Annotated in this window: 9 protein-coding genes; 7 read left to right on the top strand and 2 right to left on the bottom strand. The window is 65.9% G+C overall.

The genetic code is table 11. From position 1 onward, the window contains the following. Positions 1–89: 89 nt before the first annotated feature. Positions 90–803, top strand: coding sequence for an alanine racemase C-terminal domain-containing protein (locus Q1V87_RS07290; RefSeq protein WP_300591499.1), 714 nt, complete (start codon positions 90–92; stop codon positions 801–803). Next, positions 800–1831 carry an alanine racemase gene (locus Q1V87_RS07285; protein ID WP_300591498.1) on the top strand — a complete coding sequence of 344 codons (1032 nt, stop codon included), beginning with the start codon at positions 800–802 and terminating at the stop codon, positions 1829–1831. Before Q1V87_RS07290 ends, Q1V87_RS07285 begins: the two co-directional genes overlap by 4 nt. A gap of 199 nt (positions 1832–2030) precedes the next feature. On the opposite strand, the gene Q1V87_RS07280 is transcribed toward Q1V87_RS07285, so the two are convergent. Next, a complete protein-coding gene (locus Q1V87_RS07280; RefSeq protein ID WP_300591497.1) occupies positions 2031–2594 on the bottom strand; it encodes a DUF3043 domain-containing protein in 564 nt (187 codons plus the stop codon). 46 nt (positions 2595–2640) lie between these two features. Between Q1V87_RS07280 and Q1V87_RS07275 the strand changes: the two genes are divergently transcribed. The 5 genes from Q1V87_RS07275 (at position 2641) to Q1V87_RS07255 (ending at position 7723) form a co-directional block, all read left to right on the top strand. Next, a complete protein-coding gene (locus Q1V87_RS07275; RefSeq protein WP_300591496.1) occupies positions 2641–4035 on the top strand; it encodes a dipeptidase in 1395 nt (464 codons plus the stop codon). A gap of 85 nt (positions 4036–4120) precedes the next feature. Beyond that, on the top strand, positions 4121–4486 hold the full coding sequence (gene erpA / locus Q1V87_RS07270; protein WP_300591495.1) for an iron-sulfur cluster insertion protein ErpA: 366 nt from the start codon (positions 4121–4123) through the stop codon (positions 4484–4486). A gap of 139 nt (positions 4487–4625) precedes the next feature. Continuing rightward, positions 4626–5537 carry a cytochrome c oxidase subunit II gene (gene coxB / locus Q1V87_RS07265; protein ID WP_300591494.1) on the top strand — a complete coding sequence of 304 codons (912 nt, stop codon included), beginning with the start codon at positions 4626–4628 and terminating at the stop codon, positions 5535–5537. Then, a complete protein-coding gene (gene ctaD / locus Q1V87_RS07260) occupies positions 5537–7303 on the top strand; it encodes a cytochrome c oxidase subunit I (protein ID WP_292708157.1) in 1767 nt (588 codons plus the stop codon). Before coxB ends, ctaD begins: the two co-directional genes overlap by 1 nt. 3 nt (positions 7304–7306) lie before the next feature. Next, positions 7307–7723 carry a cytochrome c oxidase subunit 4 gene (locus Q1V87_RS07255; RefSeq protein WP_228178616.1) on the top strand — a complete coding sequence of 139 codons (417 nt, stop codon included), beginning with the start codon at positions 7307–7309 and terminating at the stop codon, positions 7721–7723. Between the two features lie 67 nt (positions 7724–7790). On the opposite strand, the gene Q1V87_RS07250 is transcribed toward Q1V87_RS07255, so the two are convergent. After that, positions 7791–8457 (bottom strand): DMT family transporter (locus tag Q1V87_RS07250; RefSeq protein ID WP_300591493.1); only part of this gene is annotated, 667 nt, incomplete at its 5' end.

The following is an 8457-nucleotide window of genomic DNA, read 5'->3' as shown; positions in this document are numbered from 1 at the left end:
AACTGGGCCACGGGCGTCTACGAGAACAAGCCGAGCGTGCTCGGCATCCGCACCGGACACCGCCCGCGGTACCAGAAGGCGATGGGCTTTTGATCAGTCCGACCGGGCCGCGCGTTCGGTTGAGTCGCTCGGCGCTCGTTTCCGGGGGCCGTCGGGCGATCGAGGCCGGGGGAGCGGATGCTGTCGCCGACCTTCGCCGCGACGCCTACGGCCACGGGGTGTTGTTCGTTGCTGAGACTCTCGCGCAGGTCGGCATCCGTGCGGCGGTGCTCGATCCGGAGTCGGTCGACGTGGCGCAGGGCGTCGGGATCGCGGCGGTCCCGGACGCACCCACGCTGGATCCAGCCATCGTCTTCGGTTTCCCCGGTGCCTCTACCGGGGCGGGCGGCGACACCGAAGACGCCCCCGGGCCCGTCATGAGCCTCCTCGGCTCCGTGCTCTCGATCAAGGCGCTCCGCGCCGGCGAGGGCGTCTCATACAACTACACGCACATCGCCTCGCAGGACACGCGCATCGCGTTGGCTTCGGGCGGGTTCGGCCAGGGGGTGGCCCGCTCGCTTGGCAACCATGCCTCCGTCGAGATCTGCGGCGCGCTGTACCCCATCGTCGGCCGCGTCGCGATGGATGTCTGCGTCGTCGACATCGGTGGGGCCGACCTCGCGCGTGGTGACGAGGTCATCTACTTCGGCGGTGAGGGCCCGGCTGGTCCGGCGCTGACCACGTGGGAGGCGGCATCCGGACTGACAGCTGCCGAGCTCGTCTGTGCGTTGGGTCTGCGGCTCCCGCGGGAGGTGGTCGCATGAGCGCGCGCATGGTCGTCGACCTCGGTCGGATCCTTGCCGATATCGACGTGCTGCGGGAGCGCATCGCACCGGCCGGCTACATGCTCGTCGTCAAGAACGACGCGTACGGTCACGGCGTCGATCGTGTCGTCGCGGCTGCGGCAGCTCACGGCGTCCGCTGGTTCGGCGCCTTCGATGTGCCGATGGGCGTGAGGGCACGCGCCGCGGCAGGCCCGGATGCCAGGGTGTTCTCGTGGGTCACGATCACCCCGCCCGAGATCGCTGTCGCGCTGGATGCCGCCATCGAGCTCGGTGTCGGCGATGCGTCCTACCTCGAAGACATCGCGGCAGTCTCTGCGGGGCGAGCCACTCCCGTGCACATCAAGATCGACACCGGGCTTCACCGCAACGGCGTCAGGCCGGAAGACTGGCCCGCATTCGTAGCGCGAGCCGCCGAACTCGAGGCAAGCGGTGACATCCGGGTCGTCGGAATCTGGAGCCACATCGCCGAAACCAGCGACGAAGACGACGACCGGTCCCGTGCCGCCTTCCTCGACGCCATCCGAATCGCCGAGGACGCGGGCCTGCGCCCGGAGGTGCGGCATCTGGCCGCCAGTGCTGCGGCTTTCGCGCGGCCGGAGTTCCGGTTCGACCTTGTCCGCTTCGGAGCGTTCAGCTACGGCATCCGTTCGACCGGTGGCCCCGAGCTCGACGGTATCGCGCCCGCGGCTACACTGATCGCCACCGTGAGCGCCGTCGGAGACTCCGCCGTCGAGGTCTCCTACGGGTACCTCGACGGTCTCCCGTCGACGCTCTCGGGCCGGATGTCGGTGGGTACAGCCGCAGGTCCGCGCCTTGTCCGCGAGATCGGACCGGCGTCGATGCTGATCGACCCGTGGCCGGGTGCCGCCATCGGCGACGAGGTCTACCTCTTCGGCCCCGGCACGCGCGGCGAGTCGAGTGTGACGACCCTCGCCGAGGCGATCGGTACGGTCGGCGAAGAGATCATCGTCCGCGTCTCACCGCTCGTCCCGCGCATCTACGTCTGATCCGAGGCGCGCACTGAGCGCGTGCACAGCGTCGCGCGGGTGAGCGCAGCGGAGCGGGGGTGCCGGGTGTCGAGCTGGCATCGGGTCTGGCGGGAGGCCGCGCAGCGGCCGGGGGCATGTCTCGACATCCGGCACCCCCGCGCAGCGGAGCGCAGTAATCGCGAGCATAGCACCCCGCAGCGAAGCTGCTAGACCGATCTCAGGAGGGGTACTGGCCCCGGCGAACCTGGGCCTTGGGTAGGCGCATGAAGCGCATCTGGACGCTGCGCATCGAGGCGTACCAGCCGAGCCCCTTCTCAACCTTGCTTGCGCCGAACTTGTCGCGCACCGCGCGCTTGACGCGGATCGACGTGATGATCATGTCGCCGATCACGAAGAAGATGAACACCCACAGCGCCACGAACGCCCAGTACTGGATGAAGTTCAGCGGAATGAAGGTTGCGACGATGACCACGACCATCGCGGGCATGACTGCCTCGCCCAGGTGCCAACCGGCGTCCACGAAATCGCGGGCGAACTTGCGCTGCGGTCCCTGATCGCGCGCGGGCAGGTACTTCTGCTCACCGTTGGCCATGCCGATGCGGGCGCGTTCCCGGGCCGAGGCGAGCTCAGCCTTGCGCTGCGCCTTCGCTTCCTTCGTGTCGGGAACGAGCGGGCGCTTGCGTGCAGCCTCCTGCTCGGCGCGGCTCGGAGTCGCCTTTCCCTTGCCGACGGTCGACGTCGACTCGTCCTTCGGTGCCTCGGGGGCGGGGGTCTTGGCCACGATGATCCTCGCTGTCGCGTTACGGGTAGTCCTTAAGATTACCCGCATGAGTGATATCGCCTCCCGTTCCGATGCTGTCCGTGACGCCGCCGAGACCGGCATCCCCCGTGCGCTGGCGGATTTGGGCGATCTGGTGCGGATTCCCTCGATCGCCTGGCCATCGATGGATCAGCAGCAACTCGTACGCAGCGCCGAGGCAGTGGCTGCCCTGGTCGAAGGCACGGGAGTGTTCGATGCCGTGACCATCAAGCGGGCAGCGATTCCCGGCACGGAGGAGTTCGGGCAGCCTGCCGTGCTCGCGATACGTGCAGCGAGAAACGGTCGCCCGACCGTCCTGCTGTACGCCCATCACGACGTCCAGCCCGTCGGTGACGAGGCGCTGTGGGAGACCCCGCCGTTCCAACCCACGGTTCGGGAGGGCCGGCTCTACGGTCGTGGCGCCGCCGACGACAAGGCCGGGATCATGGCGCACATCGGTGCGATCCGTGCACTTGTCGAGGCGCTGGGTCCCGACTTCGACCTCGGTCTCGCCCTGTTCATCGAGGGTGAAGAAGAGTACGGCTCGCGGTCGTTCGCCCAGTTCCTCACCGACAACGCCGACGCCCTGCGCTCGGATGTCATCGTCGTTGCTGACTCCGGCAACTGGGACGACCGGACCCCGGGACTCACGGTCTCGCTGCGCGGCAACGCCCGCTTCTCGATGCGGGTGCGCACGCTTGAGCACGCGTCGCACTCGGGCATGTTCGGGGGAGCGGTGCCAGACGCCATGATGGCGACCATCTCGCTGCTGGCAACGCTCTGGGACGCAGATGGGTCGGTAGCCGTTGAGGGGCTGATCTCGCGGGAGGCGGAGACTCCCGACTACACCGAAAGCACCCTGCGCTCGGAGACGGGCCTGCTCGACGGCGTGAGTCCGATCGGCACCGGGTCGATCATCGGGCGGATCTGGAACAAGCCGTCGGTCACCGTGATCGGCATCGACGCGACCGACGTGGCCTCGGCATCCAACACCCTCGCGCCCGAGGTGACCGTCGTCATCAGCGCCCGCGTTGCGCCGGGGCAGTCGGCCACGGATGCGTACGCGGCGCTGGAGGCGCACCTGCGTGCTCACGCGCCGTTCGGAGCTCAGCTGGAGTTCTTCGATGTCGACCTCGGCAATCCGTTCCTCGTCGACACCTCCGGATGGGCCGTTCAGGATGTTCGGGAGGCGCTCACCGAGGGATACGGGGTGGATCCCGTCGACATCGGGGTTGGTGGGTCGATCCCGTTCATCGCGGATCTGGTTCGAGAGTTCCCCGGAGCGCAGATCCTTGTCACGGGGGTCGAGGATCCGCACTCCCGTGCTCACAGCCCCAACGAGTCGCTGCACCTGGAGACGTTCCGCCACGCGCTCATCTCCGAGGCGCTGCTGCTCGAAAAGCTGGACGCGCGCACTCTCTGACCTGGGTGCATTCCCGCCGCCCTTGCCGGCGGCGGGCGTAGAATTTCAGCATCCACCCCGACGGCTTCAGCCGATAAGGAGAGTCATGACCGACACCGCACTGACCACGGACCAGACCGCCCGCGAGCACGGCGTCGCGCTCACCGACGCCGCGGCAGCCAAGGTCAAGAGCCTGCTCGACCAGGAGGGTCGCGACGACCTGCGCCTGCGCGTGGCTGTTCAGCCCGGCGGATGCAGCGGCCTGATCTACCAGCTGTACTTCGACGAGCGCTACCTCGACGGCGACAAGACCGTCGATTTCGAGGGCGTCGAGGTCATCGTCGACGACATGAGCGTTCCCTACCTCGACGGCGCCACGATCGATTTCAAGGACACGATCTCGGAGCAGGGCTTCACGATCGACAACCCGAACGCACAGGGCAGCTGCGCCTGCGGCGACAGCTTCCACTGACCCCCGAAGCTTCAGCCTGCGAGAAGGCTGACCTTCAGTACCCCGAAAGTGCGCGGATGCTGAGTGGTTGGCCTCAAGCAGGTGTGAGCTTGCCCTAGACTGACCACAGTCACACTTCGCAACGTGGAAAGGTGCGCCTGTGCCATCCAAACGCCGACTCCGCTGGGTTCTTCTACCGGTTGGTGCCGCCGCGGCCCTGGTGCTCGCAGGATGTACGCCGACGGAGCTGAACGGGTTTCTTCCCGGCTTCGTTGAAGACGGAACTCCCGCGACCAACCACACCGAGATGATCTCGGGACTGTGGGTCAACTCGTGGATCGTGCTGCTGGTTGTCGGCATCATCACGTGGGCTCTGATGGGGTGGGCTGCGATCGCATACCGTCGCCGCAAGGGGCAGACCGGCCTCCCGGTGCAGCTGCGGTACAACATGCCGATCGAGATCTTCTACACGATCGTGCCGTTCATCCTCGTGCTCGGGTTCTTCGCCTTCACGGCGCGCGATCAGGCCATCATCGAGACGCAGTACGAAGACCCGGACGTGTCGATCACCGCGATCGGCAAGCAGTGGGCGTGGGACTTCCAGTACAACGGTGACGAGGAAGACAACTCCGACGCCGTCTGGACGATGGGTATTCAGGCCCAGCCCGACAAGGCCGGCAACATCGACCAGGAGGCGCTGCCGACGCTGTACCTGCCGGTCGACCAGACCGTGCAGATCAAACTGCAGTCGCGGGATGTCATCCACTCGTTCTGGGTCGTCGACTTCCTCTACAAGAAGGACATGTACATCGGGAAGGACAACTACTGGTCCTTCACTCCGACCCGTGAGGGCACCTACGCAGGCCGCTGTGCGGAACTGTGCGGTGAGTACCACTCGATGATGCTCTTCACCGTCCAGGTCGTGAGCGCCGACGAGTACGAGGACTACCTCGCAAGTCTCGAGGCAAAGGGTCAGACCGGCGACATCAACGACGCATACGACCGCCTGCAGAACACGCCGAACGATCCCACGGATCCCTCGGTCCAGCAGTCAGATGAGGGGAACGAGTGATGGCCACCACGCTGCCGCTTCAGGACGCGGACTCGTCGCGCCCGCGCACTCTCCCGGCACGGCAGGCGGCGCTGATGTCGTCGTCGCGTGTCGAGCAGAAGGGCAACATCGTCGTCAAGTGGATCACCTCCACTGACCACAAGACGATCGGGTACATGTACCTGATCGCTTCGTTCCTGTTCTTCCTGCTCGGCGGTGTGATGGCGCTCATCATCCGTGCGGAGCTGTTCGAACCCGGCATGCAGGTGCTGCCCACGAAGGAGCAGTACAACCAGTTGTTCACGATGCACGGCACGATCATGCTGCTGATGTTCGCGACTCCGCTGTTCGCCGGGTTTGCGAACGCCATTCTTCCCCTGCAGCTCGGTGCCCCCGACGTCGCGTTCCCCCGCCTGAACGCCTTCGCGTTCTGGCTCTTCCTGTTCGGCTCGATCATCGCGATCTCCGGCTTCCTCACCCCGCAGGGTGCGGCCGCGTTCGGGTGGTTCGCCTACCAACCGCTGGCGAACGCGAGCTTCTCACCGGGGGTCGGCGGCAATCTCTGGATGCTCGGCCTCGGCATGAGCGGTTTCGGCACGATCCTCGGAGCCGTCAACTTCATCACGACCGTGATCACGATGCGCGCCCCCGGCATGACGATGTGGCGGATGCCGATCTTCAGCTGGAACACGCTGGTGACCAGCATCCTGATCCTCATGGCCTTCCCGGTGCTGGCTGCGGCGATCCTCGCCGCGGCGGCAGACCGCGTGCTCGGTGCACAGATCTACAACCCCGAGAACGGTGGCGTGCTGCTGTGGCAGCACCTGTTCTGGTTCTTCGGTCACCCTGAGGTCTACATCATCGCACTGCCGTTCTTCGGCATCGTGACCGAGATCTTCGCGGTGTTCAGCCGCAAGCCGGTCTTCGGCTACAAGACGCTGGTCTACGCGACGATCTCGATCGCCGCACTCTCGGTGGCGGTGTGGGCACACCACATGTACGTCACCGGCGGAGTGCTGCTGCCGTTCTTCGCCCTGATGACCATGCTCATCGCCGTCCCGACGGGCGTGAAGATCTTCAACTGGATCGGAACGATGTGGCGAGGGTCGGTGACCTTCGAGACACCGATGACCTTCGCGCTCGGCTTCCTCGTCTCGTTCGTCTTCGGTGGGCTGACCGGTGTCATCCTCGCGTCGCCGCCGCTGGACTTCGCACTGTCTGACTCGTACTTCGTGGTCGCGCACTTCCACTACGTGATCTTCGGAACCGTCGTGTTCGCGATGTTCGCGGGCTTCTACTTCTGGTGGCCCAAGTGGACCGGTCGGATGCTCAACGAGCGCCTCGGTTACGTGCACTTCTGGTTGCTGTTCATCGGTTTCCACATGACGTTCCTCGTCCAGCACTGGTTGGGCGTCGAGGGCATGGTCCGCCGATACGCCGACTACGCGGAAGCCGACGGATTCACCTGGCAGAACCAGCTCTCTACCGTCGGGTCGATGATTCTCGCTGTCTCGATGATTCCGTTCCTCTTGAACGTGTGGATCACCGCTCGCAAGGCGCCAAAGGTCACGGTCAACGATCCGTGGGGCTATGGTGGTTCGCTCGAGTGGGCTACGTCGTGCCCGCCGCCGCGACACAACTTCACATCGATCCCGCGCATCCGTAGCGAGCGTCCGGCATTCGACCTGAACCACCCCGAGGCTGCGCCGATGACGGTCGGTGTCGGCCCGGCCAAGGATGCTCCACACACACCGGTTGTCGATCTTGCCGATGGGAAGGTGAAGTAGTCCATGCGCACCAATGTGTCGCTGTGGTGGATCCTCACGGGCTTCTTCGCTCTCGTTGCGATCGCGTACACCGTCTGGAGCGTCATCTGGTATGGCAACCTCGAGTGGGTTGGCACCGTCGCCCTGTTCTTCACCGCTCTGATGGGTGCACTCATCGGGTTCTACACCGGCGCCGTTCACCGCGCGCAGGGTGGTGAACTGCCGGAGGACGTTCTCACAGCGGACATCGACGACGGTGACCCCGAGATCGGTGAGTTCAGTCCCTGGTCCTGGTGGCCCCTCGTCCTCGCATCTTCGGCCGCTGTCGCCATCATCGGGCTCGCGGTCGGCGCGTGGATGGTGCCCATCGGCCTCGGTATCTTCGTCGTCGCGATCATCGGCTGGGTCTACGAGTACTACCGCGGCTACTTCGCCCGCTAGGTTCCCGCTTCGCCGGCTAGGCCCTGCGTCCGTCCCCTCGCTGCGCGCTCTCCGTTGAGAGCCCTGATTAGCGGGAGCGTTGGACGAGGAGCACGCCGCCGATCACGATGAACGCGCCGATGAGCTCGTTCAGCGTGAACCGTTCGCCGAGCACGATGATGCCGAGCGCCACTCCGACCACCGGAATCACATACGTGACGGTCGACGCACCGACGGCGCCCCACTCGGTGACAACGCGCGTGTTCCAGACGTAGACGATCCCGGTTCCCAGACATCCGAGGGCGACGAGCGCGAGGACCGGGGCCGGGGCCCAGGCTACCGGCGAGAGACCGATGACGGGGAGCAGAGCCAGGGCGAGCACCCCTGCCACCGCCATCTGTGTCGACGCGATCGTCACGCTGTCGTGGGTGTGGGTCCCCGTGATGAAGCGCCGCATCCAGCCGAGAGCGATGCCGTACGAGGCGGTGGCACCCAGACAAGCGAGCTGCGCGGGAAGAGATGCGGCGAACTCTGCGGAGGAGACGACATCCCACACGCCCATGACGATCGCGACACCGATAGCTCCGATGATCACCCCGACCAGGCGTCGTGCCGTCATCCGTTCGCTGGGGAGCACGAGGACGGCCACCAGCGTCGTCCACAGCGGTGTCGTTGCGTTCAGGATGGCAGACAGTCCGGATGGCAGGCTCTCAGCAGCCCAGGCGAAGAGCAGGAACGGCAGAAGGCAGAAGAAG

Source organism: Microbacterium sp. (genome assembly GCF_030149085.1).
In the GTDB taxonomy this organism is placed as follows: Bacteria; Actinomycetota; Actinomycetes; order Actinomycetales; family Microbacteriaceae; genus Microbacterium.
The sequence above is the reverse complement of the archived record's forward strand: the minus strand, read 5'-3'. Positions and strand labels throughout refer to the sequence as shown.

What these genes read in the sequence shown, in the direction of transcription:
- Q1V87_RS07285 (WP_300591498.1), top strand. Translation starts at nt 800, where the DNA reads ATGAGCGCGCGCATGGTCGTCGACCTCGGTCGGATCCTTGCCGATATC.
- erpA (WP_300591495.1), top strand. Translation starts at nt 4,121, where the DNA reads ATGACCGACACCGCACTGACCACGGACCAGACCGCCCGCGAGCACGGC.
- Q1V87_RS07275 (WP_300591496.1), top strand. Translation starts at nt 2,641, where the DNA reads ATGAGTGATATCGCCTCCCGTTCCGATGCTGTCCGTGACGCCGCCGAG.
- ctaD (WP_292708157.1), top strand. Translation starts at nt 5,537, where the DNA reads ATGGCCACCACGCTGCCGCTTCAGGACGCGGACTCGTCGCGCCCGCGC.
- Q1V87_RS07255 (WP_228178616.1), top strand. Translation starts at nt 7,307, where the DNA reads ATGCGCACCAATGTGTCGCTGTGGTGGATCCTCACGGGCTTCTTCGCT.